9 protein-coding genes are annotated in these 22,101 nt (G+C 49.3%); all 9 read left to right on the top strand.

What is annotated here, in order from left to right:
- Positions 1-9 precede the first annotated feature (9 nt).
- The 9 genes from H583_RS0100270 (at position 10) to H583_RS0100225 (ending at position 22,053) form a co-directional block, all read left to right on the top strand.
- Positions 10-1,845 carry an ABC transporter ATP-binding protein gene (locus H583_RS0100270; protein WP_245585807.1) on the top strand — a complete coding sequence of 612 codons (1,836 nt, stop codon included), beginning with the start codon at positions 10-12 and terminating at the stop codon, positions 1,843-1,845.
- Complete coding sequence (locus tag H583_RS0100265; RefSeq protein WP_028558716.1) at positions 1,838-3,151, top strand: lanthionine synthetase C family protein; 1,314 nt, start codon at positions 1,838-1,840, stop codon at positions 3,149-3,151. Before H583_RS0100270 ends, H583_RS0100265 begins: the two co-directional genes overlap by 8 nt.
- Positions 3,152-3,154: 3 nt before the next feature.
- Positions 3,155-3,844: a response regulator transcription factor gene (locus H583_RS0100260; RefSeq protein ID WP_028558715.1), complete on the top strand. Its 690-nt coding sequence runs from the start codon at positions 3,155-3,157 to the stop codon at positions 3,842-3,844.
- Positions 3,841-5,268: a HAMP domain-containing sensor histidine kinase gene (locus H583_RS0100255; RefSeq protein WP_028558714.1), complete on the top strand. Its 1,428-nt coding sequence runs from the start codon at positions 3,841-3,843 to the stop codon at positions 5,266-5,268. Before H583_RS0100260 ends, H583_RS0100255 begins: the two co-directional genes overlap by 4 nt.
- 124 nt (positions 5,269-5,392) lie before the next feature.
- Positions 5,393-6,124 (top strand): ABC transporter ATP-binding protein, encoded by a 732-nt coding sequence (locus H583_RS0100250; protein WP_028558713.1) that lies wholly within the window; start codon positions 5,393-5,395, stop codon positions 6,122-6,124.
- Position 6,125: 1 nt separating this feature from the next.
- Positions 6,126-6,959 (top strand): ABC transporter permease, encoded by an 834-nt coding sequence (locus tag H583_RS0100245; protein ID WP_028558712.1) that lies wholly within the window; start codon positions 6,126-6,128, stop codon positions 6,957-6,959.
- Between the two features lie 24 nt (positions 6,960-6,983).
- The gene (locus H583_RS0100240; RefSeq protein ID WP_028558711.1) at positions 6,984-7,802 is read left to right on the top strand and encodes an ABC transporter permease; all 819 of its coding nucleotides are present in this window, start codon (positions 6,984-6,986) and stop codon (positions 7,800-7,802) included.
- A 1,215-nt stretch (positions 7,803-9,017) separates the two neighbouring features.
- Entirely contained in the window at positions 9,018-14,246 is a 5,229-nt protein-coding gene (locus tag H583_RS0100230) for a DUF5011/hyalin repeat domain-containing protein (RefSeq protein ID WP_028558709.1), read from the top strand.
- A gap of 154 nt (positions 14,247-14,400) precedes the next feature.
- Positions 14,401-22,053, top strand: a complete 7,653-nt coding sequence (locus H583_RS0100225) for an S-layer homology domain-containing protein (protein ID WP_245585821.1) — start codon at positions 14,401-14,403, stop codon at positions 22,051-22,053.
- The last annotated feature ends 48 nt before the right edge of the window (positions 22,054-22,101 follow it).

Raw genomic sequence — 22,101 nt, 5'->3', positions numbered from 1 at the left:
GGAAGCCTTATGAGCGAAAATTCAACCCAAGACACGGGAATGGTAAACGATCGTGTAACCTGGAAGGATATTCGGGAGACGATGCGGCTTCTTCCCAAAACATTGAAGCTGGTCGCTTCTTCCAATAAGCGGAATTTTTATTTGATCATATTGCTCAGCTTGCTGGCAGGTTTCTCTCCGATTTTGACTTTGTTGGGGTCACAGTATTTGTTGAATATGATTATATCCGGTTCTTTCCATGCTATTATATGGGCTTTCGGTATCTATATGGGACTTCATCTGTATAGTGATGTGATTGCCAATATCAAGAGTTATGTGGAAGGGAAATTCGAGCCGATTCTCCAGTTCAAAATTAATTTCAGCATTATGGAAAAATGCAGCAGGCTGTCTCTAAAACATTTCGAAGATGCTCAAATCTATGACAAGCTGCAGAGGGTGCAAAGTGAAGTCGCCTATCGGCCCTATCAGATATTCCAGATGATCATTGCACTCATCACGGCAGCGATTACACTTGTGTCTTCGGCTGTCATTCTGTTTAACTGGAAACCCTGGACACTCCTAATTCTGCTTCTGATCCCGCTCATGTTTTCCACTTATTTTTTTCGGATCGGGCAGCGGGAGTACCTTGTGGAATTGCAGCGTACGTCTGAGAGAAGAAAGAGCTGGTATCTTACCTATTTGCTTACCAAAGATATTACCTTCAAGGAGATCAAGCTGTACGGCATCTCCAGCTATGTCTTGAAGAAGTTTGAGCGTATCAATCGAACGATTATCAAGCAGGATATCACTTTATTGAAGCGGAGGACGCTGTTTACCGCCTTGTTTGAATTCATCGAACAAGTTTGCTCGGGTATTGTATTGTTTATCATTATATACTCCGCGTATCTCGGAGAGATTCTTATCGGGACTGTGGTGGGCTATATTAAGGCGCTTGGTCTGATTCAGAGCAACTCCAAGTCGATTATCACTTCCATTTACACCCTATATCAGAATCATTTATATATGAGCCAGCTTTTCGATTTTTTATCTATGGAGGAGAACAAGCCGGAGCAACCCGGATTGCATTCTATTAAAGACATTGAGCAAATTGATATCTATGATTTGTCCTTTGTTTACCCTTCCTCCAATACACAGGTTCTTAAAAATATTAATCTGAGCTTTCGAAAGGGAGAGCGAATTGCAATTGTAGGCACGAATGGTTCAGGTAAAAGCACACTCGTAAAATTGCTCTTAAAAATGTATGAGGTCAACGATGGCATGATTCATTACAATCGCCATTCGATTAACGATTATGATACGAAGCAACTTCAAGCGTGTGTCGCGGCGTTGTTTCAGGATTTTGTAAAGTATGAATTAACCTTACGGGAAAATGTAGCCTTTGGCCAGATTGATTCAATGAATGACGAAGCTAAAATTCGGAGTGCGTTATCGAAGGCACGCGTTGATTTTGTGAGTGACCCCGATACCCAAATGGGACTATGGTTTAATGAAGGCAAGCAATTCTCAGGCGGTCAATGGCAAAAAGTAGCGATAGCGCGCTCTTTCTTCCGGGACGCTTCGCTGTACATCCTCGATGAGCCCAGCTCAGCGCTCGACCCTGTAGCAGAAAAACAGATTATTGACATGTTCCTGCAAATGACTAAGGATAAAATCGGCATTTTTATTTCCCATCGTCTATCTACAGCTATGCTAGCCGATCGGATCATTGTCATGGATCAGGGAGAAATCATCGGGGAAGGCACACACGAGCAGTTGTTGGAATCTGTATCTTTGTACAAGGAAATGCATGAGTTGGAGCGGGCCAAAATAACCGGTTACAAGCAGGAGGAGTTCATGGATGCATGAAGCTGTAGATCAGATTGTTGCTAGTGTTGCAGACAAGCTTCAAAATTACGAGAACATATTAGAAGTTGTGAATGAAAAAGGGAATTTTATAGACACGGGAGAAGGATTGGTCAACCCCTTTCACGAATTAGCATTAAGCCACGGTCTGCCTGCAATCTGTATGCTATATGGGGAGATGAACGAACATTACCCGGATCGGGATTGGGATCGTATCGCCCATCAATACATGCAGCGGATTGGCCGGCATTTACAGGAGGAAGGCATTCATTCGCTCTCCATGTTCAGCGGGGCTGCCGGTGTCGCTCTTGCTTCGGTCTGTGTCTCCAGGCAAGGACAGCGTTACGGCTCCTTCATCGCTAATTTGAATGCAATTATCACGGAACGCATTGATGAGCATCTGGAGCATATTCGCGGGCAAGACGATATTAGCATGGGGGATTACGATCCGATCTCCGGCATCACAGGGATTACCGCGTATACGCTGCTATTTCACCAGGACCCTGCTATGTACGAAGCAAGCCGGAAGATTATCCAGTGCCTTCTTTACGTATGCCGGGACAAACAATTAAACAGCGAGGCAATTCCCGGCTGGTACATTTCCTCAGAGAAACAATTCTCACCGCGGGATGCACAGCGCTGGCCTGAGGGCTGCTTTAATATCGGATTATCCCACGGCGTCCCTTCTCTCTTAATTACGTTGTGCCAAGCGCACAGCGTGGGAATTAACGAGCCGGGCCAGAATGAATGCATCCGCAAACTTGCACAATTTTTGGTGGAGCATCGGATCGAATCTGAGGATGAAATATTTTGGGGTTCACACATTTCTCTGCAAGAATATAATAGTGGCAACCTAACAGGCAGGTATACCAGAGATGCATGGTGCTATGGTTCTCCCGGGGTCGCTTATTCTTTGCTAATAGCAGGAAAGCTTATGGAAGAAGAGCATTATATTCTATTGGCTACTCGTGCAATGAAGCAGGCGGCCCGCCGTCAAAAAGAAATATACTGCCCCACATTTTGCCATGGATTATCAGGCCTCGCTTATATCGTGCACCGCTTTTATGAAGAGACTGATGATGAGGAGTTTTTGCAGCTGAGTTTTCTTCTTGGCGAACAGGTCATATCCATGTACAGGGAAGATACGCCCTTTGGTTTTGAGACATTAGAGAGGAATCAGGAGGACATGAAGCAATACCATAATGTCGGGCTTATCGACGGCGCAGCCGGGGCAGTGCTTGCCCTGCTTGCTATATACAAAGGGAAAAAGACGCCATGGGATGCTGCCTTTTTGCTACGGAGGTGTTAAACAATGAATCGGGTGCTTGTGGTAGATGATGACGAGGATATTTGTACCATGATTCAGCAATATCTTGAAATTTATCAATATGAGGTTGTCACGGTTAATAGCGGCAACCATGCGCTTCGTGTGCTGCCGGCAACGACTTATGACTTGATTATTTTGGATGTCATGATGCCGGACCTCGATGGATTGGGGCTGTGCAGCCGGATTCGGGATCAGGTGCAAAGTCCGATTCTTTTTTTAAGCGCAAAATCTTTGGAAGAGGATAAAATAAAGGCGCTGTCCATTGGTGGGGACGATTATATAACAAAGCCGTTCAGTCTTGCCGAGCTGAAGGCAAGAATTGAAAGCCATATCCGCCGCGACAAACGAATGAAGGGAAGCGAGATATCGTCAAGACTGGTTGCCGGACGGCTTGCTATCGATTTGGAAGAGAAGATATTACTAACTCCAACAGGCTCGCTATATTTGACCAAAAAGGAATTTCAGGTCATTAAGTTTTTAGTGTCGCATAAGGGAAGGACATTTACCAAAGAGGATCTGTTCGAACGTATTTGGGGAAATGATTCTACAAGCTGCTATGAATCCGTCACAGAAGTCATTAAAAATATTCGTAAAAAAATTAAAAAATGTGATCCGAACCATAATTATATTAAAACACTGTATGGACTGGGCTACAGGTGGGAAAACCCGGTATGAAGCATCGGACGCTCAAGCATGATTTTTATTTGCTTGTTGTCAAAGTAGTGGGCTTTACAATCCTCTCTACTGTTGTGGCCTACGTGCTCCTAATTCTCTTCATTTTCAGCGATACAGCAAAGTCTACGGATTACTATGCGAAATATTTTGACACGATTGAGAAATTGGTAAGAGATCAAGGAGATGCGATTATGGGGGGCCGGCTGCCGGATTTAAGCTCTATGTCCAATCAGCTTCAGGCCGAGGTATTGGACCTTTCCGGCAATCACCTGTACGGAGATATAATAATAAACGGATCAGAGTTTGACTTATGGAAGAACCTCAACAAGGAGATTGTCAGGAGCAGCTATGTCTACCGTTATATTCCGATTATGCAGGACAAGACTCTGCAGGGAATATATTTGCTCAAGGCCCCTTTTGGTTATGTCTTAAACAATTATAAGGATCATCCTTTGTCTGTGACTCTATACGTATTTCTCATCTTGTCTCCAGTTCTCTTCTTTATTGTGTATCTTGTTCTCTTTACCAAGCAGCTGTACCGGAGGATGTCGCAAAATATCTCTTTGTTTCTTCAAGGAGCGGAAGATATTGCGACCGGGAATTTGAATGTTGCCCTTGCTGAAATGAACGGGAAGGAATTCAACGTAATACGTGAATCCTTCAATGCAATGGTCACCTCACTAAAGGAGGCGATCACAAATCTTCATATGATGGAAAAAGAGCGGAGCATGATGGTTCAATCCATTGCGCATGATATCCGCACCCCAATTACCGTTATTAAAGGGCAAGTAGAGCTGATGGAACAGTTATTGGACTCCAAAATGTGTATCAAAAAGCATTTTGAGACCATTAAAAGCAGCTGCAACAAGATGGTTAATCTGACGAATAACCTGGTCATTTTGTATAAAGTGGAGAAAGTGGACTTCGCACTGCATGATGAGCCTGTCAAACTTGAACAGATGCTGTTAGACAAAAAGAGAGAATTTACGGCTATGGCTCATTTAAAGGGCTTGACGATCCGGTTCAGCATTCACTTGAGCAAACCTATATTTATGCTCGATGAATCTATGCTGGTCCGGGTACTGGATAATGTGCTTTATAACAGTCTGCGATTTACACGAACTGGAGAAATCAGGCTGGAGGTGCATGATGAACCTCTGAACAGCAGCGTCTCCAAAATCTGTTTCCGCTGCACGGATACAGGCGAAGGCTTTAAGCAGGAGGATACAACAGCCCTGTTTGATGCAATGTACCAGGAGGCCTATTATAAAGATCATTTTGGACTTGGGCTGTACATAGCCAAAAGGATTGTGACTAACTTTGGCGGAGAAATAAAAGCATGGAATGCTCCTCATGGCGGGGCTGTTGTCGATTTTTATATTATCGAGCCGTCTGATAATTCTGGCATTGCACCGGAAGTCTAATGAATTGTAAAGCTTATATCGCAGCCGCTGGGTAGACTCCAGCGGTTTTTTGCATAGTCAAAAACGATCTTATGAATACCTTATACTTATCCTTTATAGTGTTTGAAGGAAAGGAAGTGCTGCCATGAGCCGAATCATTGAAGTGGAGAACGTAAGCAAAACACTATCCAGAAGGCAAGTATTGAATAATGTAAGCTTCACAGTAAAAAAGAATAGTATTACTGGATTCATCGGGCCTAACGGAGCCGGGAAGACGACTATGATCCGCATTTTGACGGGACTGATTTCCTGTAGCGGGACCGTTAAGCTCAGTGGAATTCCGATTCATGATAAGACAAGGGCGCTCAAGAATGTTGGGGCTATGGTCGAAATGCCGGTATTCTCCTCTTATATGACCGGGTATCAAAATCTGTATGCCTTGGCATTATTGGATTCTACAATGAACCAGAGAACCCGCCGCGCAAGAATTAGAGAGGTCATTGCGCTAGTAGGTTTGCAAGGCAGGGAGCACAATAAGGTGAAGGGGTACTCACTGGGAATGAAGCAGCGCCTCGGTATCGCCCAGGCCCTTCTGAACAATCCTGAAATTCTCATTTTGGATGAGCCGACGAATGGGCTGGACCCGGTTGTAACCAAAGAAATACGGGATATTATATTGAAACTGAACCGGGAGCGGGGAGTTACAATGCTTATTTCCAGCCATCTGCTCGGTGAACTCGAGAAACTATGTGACGATTTTATCATTATCTCCCGCGGCAGGATTGTGAAGCAGGGCAGTAAGGACAGCATACTGTCAGCCGGTGGCACTGGGCATTTAGAGGATGCATTTCTCCATTTAATGGCCGGGGGCGAATAGTGTGCTGATTCTATTAAAGCATGAATGGTTTAAATTCAGCCGGAGAAAAGTGTTCTGGCTCTCATTTTTGACTATACCCGCCCTCATTTACTTATCCTATTTGTATTTGTCCAAAAACAATCAGCTTGTCTTCCGGCTTTCGCCTGATGATCCCAGTTTTGCCTCGCAGATCAGCTTTCCTTATCTTGTCCTTCAGGAGCAGCTTATGCTGGTCTTCAACGGGCTGGCCATATTTTATACGTCACTCTTTATTACCGAAGAGCGCAGGTCCGGCATTTATAAGCAGATCATTATGAGAGGATATCCGCTATGGAGGATTGCGCTGGCTAAGTTCATGCTGCTTTCCGGCATCTTTCTGGTTCTGTTTTTCCTCTGTTTCATTCTTTCATGGCTGGCAGGGCAACTATGGATGCCGAAGGTGAGCTATGCTTATACTTTTTTCAGCCATCTTCCGATTCAAGGCTGGTCAGCTTGGGCGTATACATTTGGCTATTATGCTCTTGCTTACCTCTCTATGCTTGGAATGCTGGCATTTATGGCTTGGGTAAGTGTCATCGCCCGCAATAAGGTTATGACGGCCGGCATCGGGATCGGGTTTGTCCTGTTGAACATGATGTACACCCAGATCATTACAGTATTGTATCAATTGGAAATTTTAAAAGTAGATGCTTTGCTGTATGCATCCATTGTGCAGGTGCAATTCACAGGAATTGCTTCAATTCTTGGGGGACTTAAAGGCATGGGAGCGGATATTATGGTGGTGATTCTCCTTTACCTTGTGGTTTTTATTAGTCTCACGCTCTGGCATGAACGTAAAGTTGATTATACGGACTAAGAGGAAGGAAAGAGGAGGAAGAGTATGTATGCCATCATTCGGAGTGAGTGCTATCGGCTGTTTAAGCGTAAAATCATTTATGTACTGCTGTTATTTACGATCTGTATGACCGTGTTGTTGTCTCTGGGCTTTGCCGCTGCCAATGGTTCAGAATCTATGCTGGGCAAATCCATGCTGGCAGCAATTAACTATCAGTCTGTTGACGGTCCGGTCCTGCAAAATGCAGATCGGCTGACACTGCCGCATGCGGTACTATCCAATTTGGATTTGATGCTGGTGTTTATCGTATTGCCTGTACTTACGGCGATCATTATTGGAGATGACCGGGCAGCAGGAAGTCTGAGAATGGTACTGACGAGGCCATTCAAGGGCGGTTCGATCATGCTTGGCAAGCTGATAACCCTCATGTTAAGCAACCTTCTTATTATCGCCTGCACTTTTTTTGTGAGTCAGATTTGTTCAATGCTGCTGATGCCTAAAATCGGATCAACAACTCTTGTGCCGGATCAGACAGTCATATCCGCTGCACAAAGCTGGGGATTTAATGGTCTATTTTATTTGCTGTACGCCATTAAATTCGCTGCAGTTTCCTGTGTATTTGCTGTTGTATCTGTATTGATCAAAAATACGGCGGTTGCTGTCGTTGCAGATGTAGCCTTATTGATTGCAGCGATGTACCTGTCGCCATTCTTGCTGGATTTTTTGTTTAGCGCACTAACAATGATTTATGATATTATCGCCGGACGTGAATCTATAATGGCCTTAATTGCAATGCTGCTCCTTAGCTTAGCGGCTAGCTTCCTATTAACAAGTTATTGGACGCGGATGAATTATCAGGAATAACCAGGTTTACTTAAATGAAAGTTAGATTGAAGACGACTTCTGCAGGAGGAGGTCGTCTTTTTTTGTCATCACGACCCTGCATTTCCCATCTCTCTTACAACGCTCACCGATTCAATCTTCCAATTCAGTTTTCATAGCGATACACACGATAAGCGGAGGAGCCGGTGGTCACCAGATCAGTGTCCGACTTCTTACTTAACCCGGATCATGTCTTTTGTATTATAAGTTTGTTGACTGAATAGAGTATTAGGGTAATAACAGACAAAGTTATTAATAACCTTAATGTGTCTAGTTCATAAACAGGAAGATACCCGTTGATGTCTCCATTACGATAAAGTTTCCAGATAGGGGCATATATCACGTTCGATATCGTTTTATCTGATTCCGGCCCCCACATCTCTTTTTGCGGGACAAACAAAATTCCAAAAACAAAAAGCAGTACTGCATGAAGAAAGTAGAGTACTTTGCTCAAGTATTGATACAAAGATGTCACCTCCATTGTAGGCTACATCAATTATAGCATAAAAATCCTATTCAGAGATTTAATGTATTAAAAAGAGCAAAGTTATATGATCTCTAATTTGAGTTTAAACAGGTGATCCATCAGGAGGACTAGGAGTTGTTGCATTTTGGTTTTTAGCAGATTTTCTCTGCTCCAATAATCGTTTGACTTTGAACGAAGGACGCGATTTACACCATTATATTCGGTATCGTACGTAAATATTTCTCCACTGGCTGTATTCCACCACGTTTCTCTTTTAAGGCCATAATATGTATCTTCCCAGAACTATCCCCCTCAATTTTATATCACTTGGAAAATCATCCATTCACTAAGTCTTCAGCACTATCCTCACCCTATCCTCATCGCCCCCTTAACCAATCTTGATCAGAAATCTGCTCAGAATTCGTTCAGCGCTGGTTGCTATACTTAGGCGAGTGTCGAAAAAGTAGTGCAAAAGAAGGATAATTGTCGTTTCTTGCCGGAATTGAATCCTGCAAAGTCCTATATTGGAGGCTGATAGAAACCACAAACCTATAAGGCAAGTTAACTCCCCGGAAGATAAGCCGCCGTGAAACGAATACCATGCTTTCGCTGAAGCAAACCGCTTCACATTCCACACGGCTATCCTGTCGGAAGCTAATTGTTCAACTTACATAGACTCATTGATTACACCATAATTGCATTCATTCAGCACTTTAAGGGAGGTTGTAGTATTGCTTAGGAATCGCAAGACGCATAGGCTGCTGGCCATGCTGCTGATCCTGTCGACGCTGCTGTTGCCGCTGCAGGGCTTCTTCATCAGCGTAGCTCAGGCGGCAGGAGGGGATAAAGAAGTATTTTTCGGTAACGGAGTCCGTGTCGGCAACCGGACCTATTCGGCGACAAACGCCTTTATCAATTTTAATTCGCAAAAAGACGGCTTTATCTATTCCAAGCCAGGCAGTGTAACAGTTGATTTTGGCCGCGGGGATGTTTTCTCGACGAATGGTTCAACGGCCGTATTCGAGCTTGATGTATCCAAGAACAGCTACTTGCAGGAGCTGGCTGCCAGCGGCCATGCACAGTTTCAGGTGGGCTGGAGCAATCTGCACTGGGTTGAGGAGTGCACAAGCAGCATATTTGGCATCTGCGTAAGCAAGGATTATCAAGGTACCGAGGCATGGATTGATATCGACGGTGTCAACGAGATTCATGAGAGAGCCTACCATGGTGGTGTCGGTTCAAGAAGCACAACCCAAGTTTTGAAACCAACTACAAAAATCAAGGTCACTGTCAAAGGCATCCGCGACAGCACGGACGGCAGGACCGGTGCCCGGGGGCTTTATTTCAGATTCAAGGATGAGACAGCCCCGGTCATGACCGGGTACACCTTCACAGGCAATGGGGCGGAGCGCACGAATCCGAATACCGGTGAAGAAGAACTGTATGTCAAGGCGAATGAAAAGATTACGCTTGCCTATCAGTTCAGCGAACCTGTCAAGCCAACAGCCTTGAACTCCGGCTACTTCGAGCATTTTCTCAAGCATCCGCTGTTTGTTAATCCGGCAGGAACGGGGCTCCCGGCAGCAGGGGAGCAGCAATATTTGCAGAACCGGACCTACACGTCCGTAGCAAGCTTGAAAAACTTGAACAGCAGCATTGAATACCAGTACGTAGGCTCCAAATACCATCACAGCGGCAATCTTCCGCTTGAACCTAAAATTACGGGAACCTCGGAAGGCGCGCCAATTGACTATACGATAGAGCAAAAGCTGAGGGAGGCCGATTTGACGGATGCAGCGGGCAATGCGGCAAGGATAGACTTTCCCGGCAAAGCCAGCACGGCAAGCCTGGATTTCCTCAAGTCCAAAACCGTCAATCCGTTTGATTATAACAATGGCGGCTTCAGAGTCATTGTCGATGCTGTCGCACCAAAATATACGAAGGCAGGCAACGGCATCCAGCCGGAGATTCTGACGGGGATGACGCTGAACAACAATGACATTATCGATTTCAGCCTGCAACTGACCGAAGAAGCGGTCGTTAAAAAGGGCTATGAAGCGACCAATACCTTCCTGCTCTTTAACAACGGGATAAAGGCCTATTACGTCTCCGGTGAAAATACCGACAAATGGCTGTTCCGGGCCTTTGTAACGGACGAATTGAAACAGGAGGCGCCGCTGCTGAAGGTCATCGCGCTCGGCAATGACCAGAAAGGCAATGACTCCGATAAGGATGTCATCCAGGACTATGCGGGCAACATGCTCATGCAGCCTGCCAATTACCAGGGACTGCATAGGGATGAGAACGGCCAGGACGAGTCGCTGGTGAACTCGACAATTGACTGGGCCAAGCTGTCGATTGATAATACGAAACCGGTCATCGGGTTCCGTTATGAGGCTGAAGGAGCGAACGACCAGACATACCGCAAAAACGGTAAAGTGACCATTGATGCCAACGATCCGGCTGTCAAAATCCCTCATCTCGAGCCGGACACAAGCCAGCGCGGAAGCGAACGGCCTAGCCGTGGAATTTACCGGCCCTCCAACATGACCGGACCAGCCTCGCCATCCGTTGGTCTCGTCTACTACTGGTGGAGTCAAAGCCCGAATGATCCTTTTGCGGACAAAGGGATTGACCAGTCCGCAGCGCTCAAGCGCTACTCGCTGTCCGCCAAGCAGCCGTCCGATGAACTGTATCCGGGCGAATATGCGGACGTGCAGCTTCAGGTCGCGAACAACAAGACGAACCTGATTGCGCCACCTGCGGAAGCCTTGACGACTGATGGCAGCGGAGAGTGGTACCTGCATTCATGGACAGCGGACATGACCTGGGATTCAGCCAGGGAACTGATGCAGTATGCGAAGATGAAAACCTATGTAAGCGACAATCCGGGCCAATATGAAGCTTGGAAGGCAGAGCTTCCGAATGCCTCCGAGGCAGAACAGATTTTCTATGCCAATAACAAGGCGATGCAGGCTGTCGGCCAGTACGGGGATATAGCGGTATGGCCGCTATCCGACTTTAAGCAGGAGGACTCCAACTGGAGTTATGCAGTGACAACACTGAAGCTGGACAATAAAGCGCCAAGTGTAGTCTTCAACCAGGTGACGGGTGACCAGAGCATGAATGTCCAGGTAGAAGCTTCGATTGAAGATAAGCACAGCGGAGTCAACCAGGTAGTCTACCAATGGGTGAAGGATGGCAGCCAGCCAAGCGATATGGAGTGGCGTCCTGTGATGCTCTCCGGCAATCAGGCCAGATTCGCGACACTGAACAACGTATTTGAAGACGGGCAGTACTGGCTGTACATCAAGTCTTCTGACCATGCGGGCAACGAAAGCATTACGACGCTGGAAGCACCGGTTACTGTCAATTCACAGCAGACCGTGCATGCAGAATTTATAACAGAGTCCAATCCGGACTATGTGAAGAGTCACGACGTACGGTTCTATATTAGCGGCATTGCGCCGGACAGAGTTGCTTATGCATACAGCACAACTGCAGCCCGGCCTTCCGCAGGAAGCTATACCGATTTGACGATCTCTGCGGCTGACCCGGAGAACTATCTCATTCCGGCAGATCCCGGCCGCAGCGGAATTCAATATTTGCACCTGATGGCCAAGGAAGGCGAAAGGTATTACTACTATTCCAAAGCCTATTATTTCGATAACGAGCCGCCTGCTGTTTCCTTCAGCAAAAATGGGGTGGCCTATCCGCTGGACTCGCAGGATGTAAAGGTCACAGCTACCGAGCCATACAGCAAGAATGGGCTTTCCATCCGCTACCAGTGGGTGAGGGATGGAGAACTGGAGCCGGACGAGAATTCCCCACTGTGGGAATCGCTCCCCGAGAGCGGTGTTGCTGTCATTGACGGTTCGCGCCTTCAACCAGGTGAAATCTCGGACTTCCGCCTGTACGTGCTGGCTACAGACGGTGCTGGCAACCGTGCACTGGCACACACCAACGATACGTTCAAGGTCTCCAGGGCAGGAGGCAGCGATACAGAGCCAGCGCCATCCCAGTCGGATCTGATCTATGTCTATGGGGATGAGCAGGACGGCTATACAGCAGTTCTCAAGCTAAGTCTGGATACCGTGGACAAGCGTGGTTATGAATATTCCCTGTCGCCGGATTACGGTATCAGCTGGGTCAAGTGGCGTCCGTATTCCAACTTTGCCTCCCTGAAGATTCCCGCAGGAACGGTTGCCGATCAGCAAATTATGGTCAAATACCGGACACCAGGAGGCAAAATGAGCGAGCCCCATGCCTTGAGAATCAGCACCTTGTCACAGGTGGAGCCGGTATATGCCATTGCAACGCTCCATACGACAAGACCGGTGAATCCGAACCGCGGGGTGGATATTGAGGTTGGCGCTCCGCTGGGCATCAAGATTATACCGTCCGCAGTGAATCCGGATGTACTGATTCGCAAGGGCAATACCTTTACGGTGAAGTCGAACGGTTATTATGCCTTCGACCTGACAGACACAGCGAACCCTGACCGGAAAGAGACGTTGTATGTTGTCGTGAACAACATCGACGGCACTCCGCCAATGGGAAGCATCGAATATTCGGTCACCGGACCGACGAACAGCAATGTGACGGTCAAGCTGGGCACTTCCAAGCCGGTGCAAATTACGAACAACCAGGGGCGCAATGTGTACACCTTTACCGAAAATGGCTCTTTCACCTTCGAATTCAAGGATGAGGCAGGGAATATCGGGACTGCTGTTGCGACCGTGTCCAACATCGACAAGCAAGGACCTCGAGTGAAACTTGTGCGCTCCTACAATTATGGTTTGGACGGCAGCCAGACCTTTGGCACCATTCGCGATCAAGACGGAAATGTGGTGTTGTCCTCCGGCGTTACGCTTGAAGTGCAGAAGCAGGACGCGCAAGCCAAAGACTTCATCGTGTTGAACAGCAAGCCGGCTGTCTCTGCACAGAAGAACGGAACACTGGAATTTGTCGTTGCAGATCTATCCGGCAATACGACGGTGCTGCGGGAAGAGATCAGCAGCATTGTATCGGATGCGCCAGCGGCTGAAGACATTGCATACGCGTTTGTTGATGAGAAAGGCAATCCGGTACCGTCGGGCCAAATTGTGACCATTGGCGGCAAGCAGTATGCGAAGGGCAGTGTGAAGGTGACGATTACCGGGAAGACCACAGATCCGAACAAGGTATTTGCCGGTACGGCTCCAATTCAGGAGAACGGCTCGTACACCAATGAGATCAGCAAGGGGGATGGAAGCTTCTCGTATTCCAGAACTTTTGCTGCCGAAGGCCAGACTTTGATCGCGATCTCCGATCTGCTCGGCAATGTGAACAAAATTCCGGTAACGGTGACGGGCCTCGATAATAAAGCGCCTGAGCTGGTGCTCAAGCAGGCGCAAGCCGGAGTTGTGCAGAATAAGCAGAAATTTGACTTCCGCACCGACCTGGGCGGGTTTACCGTGACGGATAATGTATCCATGCCGGAGAACATCAAGGTGGCCATCAGCGGTCTGGACCTTGGCAAGACCGGGCGTCAACAGGTCACTTATACCGCAACGGATGAGGTTGGCAACACGTCGACGGCTGTTCAGGACGTATACGTCATTAGCGAAGACGGCATGCTGATCTTCGGCAATGGAGCGCTTATTTCCGCAGGCCTGGGTGAATCCGTGCTGTTCGAGACGAATACCGTTACGTTCAGCATTTCCCGATACAACCTGATGGACATCGGCGGCAAACAACAGGCCAATGAGCGCGGAACCTACGAGCTGATCTATCAATCCGGCTTGTACCGTGAAGGCCAGATGAAATATATCGCCAAGAAGCTCACTTACGAGGAACTGGCAAACGGCAAATTTACGGTCACCTTCCCTCAGGCGGGCTGGTACACCATTATTGTCCGCAATCAGGAACGCGAGCGGGAATACGCAACCTTCTTCATTTCCAAGATCAAGCAGTCCTAAGAGACTTGTGAAAATCGCAAAGCCGCAGCTGCAATTAAAAAAGTCCGTCATTCTGTTTAGGAGATGGCGGACGGCTGCTGTGCGGTCAATTGCGTCGAATAGTAGCAAACAGAATCTATGTGACCAATAGACAGGAGGTACAGTTGTGCTGCTGATGAGAAAAACGCTAGCCCTCTTCCTTGCCCTCATATTAATTTTGACCTCCAATATTAGCGGCATGCAGGCGGTGGCAGCGGCGGTAACGGCACCCAAGACGACCGTGCTGCAAAATGAGTTTATTAAGGTAACGGTCGATAACAGCACTGGACGTTTCGGTATCCGTACGGTGGAAGGACAGCCGATACGCAAGAAGGACCAGAACGTCGATATGCTGTTCCGCGGCGATGACCCGGAGACTTCCTTTACGACCTTTAGAATCGACGGAACGGACTATATTTTCGGAAATCCGTACAAGTTCGCTTCCGGACTGTTCTCAGAAATCACCACTCCGCGAATTGTGAGCAATCCAAATGGAACGAGGCAAATTGAGACGGTTTGGAAAATTAAAGGCGTGGAAATCAAACAGATTTTGATGCTTTACTCCAACGGTGCGGATAAGAAAAATGCCGGTAACGTCAACGTCCGCTATGAGGTTTTGAACCGCAGCGGAGCGAAAGTGGAGCTGGGAAGCCGGATTCTGCTCGATACGATGGTCGCCGGCAATGACGGACCGCAGTTCCAGATCGGCACGACCTACAGGGCGCCGCTGATGGTAGAGCGCAAGCTGGTCCATGATCCGAAGAAGCTGGGCATTCCCGATGAGGATGTCGCATTCTACAAGCTGCCTCCTTATTGGGTTATGCGGGACACCCTGGATTTAACGAACCCGCTTGCTACCAATGTGGTTGCCTACGGCTTTAACAATTTTGCCGAGGGCAATATCAATCTCGTGGACGAGATGATTGTCGGCCATTGGAATGGCCTGGCGAACACCAAGTGGGATTATACCCCGAATCCGAATCTCGATTTTACCCGTGATACGAATGACTATGGAACGGCTGACTCGGCAGTGGCCTTCTATTGGCAGCCGAAAGTGCTCGCCGACAAGGCGATGCAGACGTTCGAGACGGTATACGGACTGGGTGAAATTATCGAGCCGGACAAAGTATTTTCCATCCGCTATATCGATCCGGTGCAGCAGCTTTCTACACTCCAGGACAACAGCGATTACGCCAATGAAGGCGTGTTTGACATTATCGCCGAGGTTGAGAATCTCGCTTCCTTTAATATGGAGCAATCCACAATCAATGTGGAGCTGTCTCTCCAGAGCGGACTGAACTTCGTCAAGCTGGATGAGCAGGGGCGGATTGTACGGGATGCAAACGGGAAGGTTGCAACCGAGGCTTTCCGCAGCAAGTCACTTGAGTTCCGGAAGCCGGCAACCCCGGAGGAGGCAGCACAGGGGATTATTCCAAAGTATAAACCGGGAGATACCATAACCGTCTCCTTCAAGGTGCAGGCCAAGGGCAGACCATGGCCGGTAACAAGGGAATATATGCTCAAGGCCAGCAGCCCGGAAACCCAGGCGAAGCTGGAGGGCATCCAGGACGAAGGCATTAAAGCACAGTACGAGTCCAGCAAGGCGAACTTCATCCTGCTTCCGGCGGTCGGCAACGCGGTTCCGACCTACGTCTATGCATTGTCGCCGAAGGAGTTGTACAGCAAGGATATCAAGTACGTAACGCTCAACCTGTCCAACATCGAAGCCTACAATACGGGCAATGATACGGCGGCGCCGAACTTTGACTTGTACTTGAAGGAAAAAGTAACCGGCAAACGCTACAAGGTGCCGGTCAAGGATTCTGTCATCCTTCAGCCAACGGATGACGGCTTCTCAGGCGATATGCGAATTGCATACCGCGGAGGGGATCTGGTCGACGCAGCCGGAAATGTTATTCAGGCCGGGCTCGGACCGGAGCTGCCGCTGGGCGAGTATCAGGTGCAGATCGACTTTAAGGGCGATACTGGCGGAGATGCAGACATTGCCGCCATGTATGATATTACGACCACCCAGTCCTTCATGGTCACGGACAATCCGAAGTCGCGGATCAGAGAAGCAAAGATTATGGCGCTCTATAAGCAGACTGTCGATTTGAAATCGGTGGCAACAGGCGGCACCCCGGGCAAGGAACTGCTCGATGAACTGAACAGCTTGTTCCCTGGCGAGCCGTTCACGCAGGCTTCCAGCCTGTACACTTCCATTGCGGCCTTCAGACAGACCAAGACCCTGTTCGGAATTGCAAGCAAGGCGGTTGATTCCAAGTTCAAGCTCGATGAGTTCCTGAGTGAGGATTCTCTGGAGGAAGTACCGGCTTACAACTATAAGCTGTTCTCGTCCGAGAAGGATATGGAGGATTTCTTCGATGAGGAGAGCGTGGAAGGCGGGAAGCGCGAGAAGCTCGTTGTTGTCCGCGGCATGATCCGGGAAGTAGGCGAGGGCAAAGATTTGCAGGCTGTCGTTGATACCCGTACCGAGCCTGCAATTATTAACGAATCCGTTGCTTATAAAGGAAAGGACATGGTATTTGTCCGCGGCAAGCTGGATATTTTCGGCGTGAAGAACAGGGTAAACGGCTATGACCGGATGCCGTTTTTCGATTCCTTATTTGTAAAAGGCGACGGTCTGCTTAGTGTGGCGGGCAGCGGCTTTGTCTTCCATCGCGGAGAGTGGACACTCGACTTCTATAACGGCTTCAACAAAACGGTTGGAGACGGTCTGGTTGAGGATGAAGATGAAGACGAAGACGAAAAAGAAGACGACAAAAAGGACAAAGGAAATGAAGACAATCCGGAGGATGACAGTCTGAACGGCAGTCTGAAATGGGCCGTCGGGGGTCTTGGAGACCGCATCAATCCGCTTCGTCAGGTCATGATTGAGAAGGTGTATTTCAACAAGCACAGCTTGTTTGCAGCACCGAGCTTCTCGGTTTCCGGCTTTGGCTTCTCCTTTAATGATTTTATTCTAAGGGATGGCGGCATTTCCTTTGGCGGAACGCTCAAGCTGAAGGTCGTCGAGGGCGAGGTTAAAAATGTCGTCTTCAACGAGAAGGGCTTCGTAGGTGTAGACGCATCCATGAAGTTTGAGCTGAATCAGGACCTTGGACTGCTTGGCTCCAAGAAAGACAAAAAGGACAAGAAGGGCAAGAAAGATGACGGCGGAGACGTCAGCGGGGAACTGAACGTCGTGCATTATGTCCAGCCCGTGAAAAATATTGATAACCAGTACGGCATTAAATTCAAGGCGGATTTGAAAAATACGGTCGAAGTCGAGGTTGAACTCGGCTTTAAACAAGTGAAGGACGGCCGGGTGCTGCCGGATGTTGTTGCTTTCGGCACAACACTGGGAAAACCGGGCGTCATGATTACCGGGGCGACCTACCTGACCGCCATTCGCGGCGCGATCCGTGAACTGGCGGACACCATTGCAGGCGGCAGCGACAAGGACCCGTTCCCGCTCGTGGTCCAGGCAGGGGTGGACTTGAAATTCGGGGTTTCGCCTGTCAATTTCTTCGGCAAAGTGGATCTGACTGTGAAACGCACAGGCTTCAAAGTGGAAGGGAAGATGGATTTCTCCGCGAATCCGAATGCAGGCAAGGATGATCTGATCCCGATGCTGAGCTATGCGCTGCTGGAAGCCCAATGGATGACGCCATGGTTTGTGCGCCTGGCTGCGGAAGTTGATATCGGCGGCTGGGATGTCATCATCGGAAAGGCGGGTATCTTCGTCGGACAAAATCTGGAGAAGAACCGCATCGATTTCGAAGGCTATATCGGATCGAGGGTTCAGATCCCGAGCAGTGTTCCGGTTGTTGGCGGTCTGCCGCTGTCGAGCGTGTTCTTCGGTCTGAACAACGATAAAGTATGGGGCAGCATAGGCATCCTGTTCATTTCGCTGGGCATCACCTACTACTGGGGCGGCGGCATTGAATTCGGCACCTCCGGCGGAGATTTGCCGGATGGCATGATTCATCTTGTCATCGATGATCCGGAGAAGGGGCCGCGTCTGCTTGTTATCGGCCAAGGTGTCGAGACGGTTGCAACCTCATGGATTGACGCCGAACAGGCTTCGCAAGGGGTCGTATACCGCAGTATTGCTGAAGGTGTGAGCGTGCTGGAGAATGGCGCAGTGAATACCGGAATCGGCGGAATTATCACGAAAAACGGCGGCAGAATCCATGAAATCCCGATGAGCGGCATTTCGGGCAACGCCATTATTGAGATGCAATATGACCAGAAGGATATGCCAAGCTTTACCTTGAAGGATCGCGACGGCAAGCTGTATCCGGTTGTCTTTGACAACACGAATACGAACCCGCAAGCCAATGCGTTCACACAGGAAATTTTGGCTGCCCAGTCACCGGATGGCGTTGATTCCAGAAAGGCATACATCATCCTTCCTGCGGATCGTGTCAACACAGGCGGCACGTGGACACTCACATCGGTAACACCGGTAGAGACACGCCTGCTGAATGTGCCGGTTGCACCGGGGCTGCAGGATGTGAAGCTGACGAAGGACAGCGATGATTTGAACAAATTCAAGGCGTCCTGGCAGGTTGAGAATGCGCAGCCGGGAGATACCATTAATTTGTATCTGACTGAGGATGCCGTGACTCAGAACAAGACCGTTCTGGCAAACGGGGAAGAAGTGCTGGAGCCGGGCGAACCTGGGATGTTAATTGCCAAGGATCTCCCTGTTGACCATCTTGGCGTTGTGAGCGGCAAGGTTACAAGCGGCAGCACCGACATTGATGTCACAAAGGTATCGATTCTCGGGGCGCAGGAGGATATTCGCGGTCTGCTGCAGCAGGGCAGCTACTACCTGAGAGTGGAGCTCAAGTCCCACACGTCGTTTGGCACGAAGACTTCGGCAGAGAAGTTCGACATCATCGACCCGCTCGCTCCGAATAAGGTGAGCGATGTCGAAATCGAACCGGCAGGCAACGGATTGTTCGCTCTGTCCTTCAAACCCGGAGCACGCAAGCCGGGACAGGACAGCTTTGAGCAAAGCTACATGATTGAAGCTCTGCAAAGCAAGAACGGGAAGCTGGAGAAGGTGGAGAGCTTTGGCGATCTGCTGTTTACGGCAGAAGAGCTTGCCCCCAACTGGAACAGCGCCAGCGGCCGCTATGAAGGGATTCTTATTGGCGGCTGGAGTGCCACATCCACTTCCGACAATATCAACACGGCAAGCCTGGAAGGGACAGTCCTGGATTTGAAGGATGTGAAATATACCGGACTTCAGACCGGACAGGAATATATAGCCGCCATCACGGTAGCAGCCAAGCCGCCTAAGGAAGCGGACAAGAATGAAAACTATCATTTTGCCGAGCAGTCTGTCAGCTTGCAGAAATTGCTTCCTGTTCCGAAAAAACCGGTGCTGGGTATCCGATCCGATTCGGGAACGGTAACAGCCCCGGGGGCGTATACGGAGCTGCTGACCGGCAAGTTGGAGCAGGTTCTGGAGATTACTGCTGATCAGAAGGATATCGAGATTGAAGCCTTCTATGAGGAGAAATCACTCGGGAAGACAGTGCTTGCCAGCAGTGGTGCGGGCAGCAAAGGGACGCTAAAGCTGGATCAATTCAAAACAGACGGGCCCTATGCGATTGAATTGATAGCAAGAAACAAGAAAACCCGCGATAAGTCGGTTACCATGCTGTACTTGACCGTCGATACGATTGCTCCGGTGCTGTATATTGACCAGCCTTTAACCGGGGAGCGGACAACGAACGGCAAGATCAAGGTGTCCGGCACAACCTCCAATGATGCGAGCCTGAAAGTAAACGGCAAGCTGATTGAGGTGGGAGATGACGGCAAGTTCGACGCAGCGGTTGAGATTGCTTCGGCCGATCCGACTGCCGTGCTGGAATTTATAGCTATGGATGGCGCAGGCAACGGGAATCAGGCCACCGTGCAAATCTCCAATGACCGCTTCGAAATTCCGGCGGCGCTGGTCATCAAGGAAGTGAAGGCGGTACAGCCTGGCGAAAGCCAGTCCCTTCAGGCTTTCCTGAAAGTAGCCACCGGCAAGGATGCAGGCGGCAAGCCAAAATTCAAAGAGGTTGCCATTCCTGCGGGTGATAAGCGTCTGAGCTATAAGCTTCAAAAAGGAGATTCCGTTCAGGTTACAGATACAGGACGTGTAACCGGACTTGTAACGGGCGGCAGTGTAATTGAAGCCACCTATCAGGTAACGGATGAGGTCTCGTTAAACGCACTTGCTCTTGCTGCCGTAAAGGGATTGGACAGCATCACAGCAGCCTCTTCAGCAATCCAGGGCGAGCCGGGCAAGACTAAACTTACGGTGAGCGGCACGGGAGATATGGACGGGCAGCAGCTTGTTTATAAAGTTTTTGCCAAAGGCACGAGTGTCGCGCTTCCGGTGTATCTGGAGGATTTGAGCAGTTGGAGCATACTTCCTGCCAGCGGTGAAATTAGCGCAAGTGAAGGCGACAGTGTGCTCGTCGCCAAGAGATTGACGCAGAGCAAGCAAGCGACTGCGCTTTCCTCCAAGCTGACGGCAAAAGTATGGTCTGCGCCAGGCAATACAGGTGGCGGCGGCTTTGGCGGCGGAGGCGGCGGCCCGGTTGTGAATACAGGCCCGGTCGAAGTGAGCGTGGACGGACAGAAGGTGAAGGCTGAGCGTACAGGCAATGAAGCGCGCCTTCATTTGAAATCCGGTCAGGTGAACATCAAGGAATCATCCGATTTGATTATTTCTGCGAAGGATACATCAGCAAGCAGCTATGACCTGCTTATAGACAAGAGTAATGTAGAACAGCTTCGCACCAAGAAGAGCAAGCTTCGTCTGGAGCTGCCGGGAGCGGCTGTTGAACTTGGGCCTGACAAGCTGGCAGGTCTGAACGGGGACCTTCATATCCAGATTGGCGCGAGCAGCGCTGTATCGGTCAGCGGACTCAAGACAGTGGCAAACGGCTTGAAGGTTTCACTGCTTGGCGGAGACCAGGGCACAGCCATTAAGATCAATCTTCCGGAATCCGGATTCCTTCCATTTGTGAATGCAGCGATTGCCTTGCCGGAGCATGTGAAGGCAGGGGAGATCTCGGCGGTTATTCTCAGAAGCGAGAATGGAAGCTGGACGACAGTGCCTTGGAAACTGGAGCAGATCAATGGCAAGACATACGCCCGTATTCATTTGACAGGATCGGGCAGCATCGGCTTCTTAGGAGGCAGCGGAAAGGTGTTCAAGGATGTTGCAGCCACCTTCTGGGGGCAGCAGAGCATTCAGGAAGCATCAGCGAAGCTGTTTGTCCTTGGCAAAAGCGCAGACCGCTTTGAGCCGGACAGCCGGATCACACGGGCTGAATATCCGACCATTCTGCTTCGGGTGGGCGGATGGCTGAACCGGACAGCGGTAGGAGGCTTTACCGATGTAGCTGAGAAGGACTGGTTCAGCCGCAGCGTGTCCGTTGCAGCCGAACTGGGCATCGTTACCGGCAAGGCAAACGGAGCTTATGAGCCGAATGCCGCCCTGTCCCGGATCGAAGCGATGACAATGGCAGGACGCATGCTGGGCGTGCTTGGTCTGGCAGAGGAATTGTCAGATCAGGAGACGGAACGCATCCTGGGCGAGTTCAAGGACGGAGCGGAAATTCCGGCCTGGGCGCGCAAGCCGGTTGCGCTGACGATCAAGCAGGGCCTGATTCGCGGGGAGAACGGCAGCATTAATCCGCAGGGCGTACTTACCCGGGCACAAGCAGCGGCCATTGCTATTCGTCTGGATCAATTCATAACCGGAAAATCCTAAAGTCAAGCGTACCCACACAAGCAGCAGTCAGGCTTGTGTGGGTATATC

It is taken from the genome of Paenibacillus pinihumi DSM 23905 = JCM 16419 (genome assembly GCF_000422505.1).
Taxonomy (GTDB): domain Bacteria; phylum Bacillota; class Bacilli; order Paenibacillales; family Paenibacillaceae; genus Paenibacillus_D; species Paenibacillus_D pinihumi.
Note: the sequence above shows the minus strand (reverse complement) of the source record. Positions and strands in the feature narration are given on the sequence as shown.